This window comes from Alcanivorax sp. HI0044 (assembly GCF_001634945.1).
Map to the genome: position 1 here is coordinate 1 of NZ_LWEZ01000327.1, position 962 is coordinate 962.

Annotated in this window: 1 protein-coding gene; it reads right to left on the minus strand. The window is 61.9% G+C overall.

Annotated elements, in window-relative coordinates; translation table 11 throughout:
• Positions 1-962, minus strand: a 962-nt coding sequence (locus A3730_RS03935; RefSeq protein WP_197477272.1) for an efflux RND transporter permease subunit, incomplete at both ends; no start/stop codon positions are given.

Sequence of the window (962 nt, forward strand, 5' to 3'; positions counted from 1 at the left end):
TCACGGGTAATGCCGGCCCGCCGGGCCTGGGCTTCCTGAAACTGGGGCCGGATCACTTTTTCCTGCTGCCGCCAGTCATGGCGGATGCTTTCCAGTCCGCCATCGTCGTGCATGATGGCCTGGGCTTTCAGGCCCAGCGCCCGCAACTCTTTCGGGTCCGGCCCGCTGAAACGGGCTTCGATGGAAGCCGCCGGGCTCGGCCCGATCATCAGGCGCTTCACCTTCGCAAACGCCTGCAGATGCTCGTTTCGAATCAGCTCGCGGGTCGCCGCCAGGGTCGGATTGATCTGCTCCCGGTCGGCGACCTGCACGATCAGTTGCGCGTAGCTGGGGTAACTCTTTTCCGGTGCATAGGGCAGCATGAAACGCTGCGCGCCCTGGCCGACGGTGGTGGTCACCTGCTCCACGCCGTCCATCTCCAGCAACGCCTGCTCCAGCCGGGCGGCAGCATCCTGGGTGGCGCGAATATCGCTGCCCTGGGGCAACCAGTAGTCCACCAGAAACATGGGCGTATTGGAGGGCGGGAAAAACGCCTGTTTAACGAAACCAAAACCGACCACCGCAATCACCAACAGCGCACCCATGGCGCTCAGGGCGATCACCCGATGATGGATGGCACGGTCCAGCAGGCGGCGATAAAGCACAAAGACCCTGCCGGCGTAAGGGTCTTCACCCTCCCCGTCCTGGCCACCCACATCCTTCTCGCTGAAGAACACATTGGCAAAAAACGGCACCAACGTAATCGCCGTCACCCAGCTGAGCATCAATGAAATCAACAGCACCCAGAACAGGGTATTGGTGTATTCACCGGTGGCGTCGTCAGACAGGCCAATCGGCGCAAACGCCATGATGGCAATGACCGTGGCACCCAACAGCGGCCAGACGGTCTGGCGGACAATCTCTTTCGCAGCCTCCAGTTTGGACAGGCCACGCTTCATGCCCACCAGGATGCCCTCGGTCAC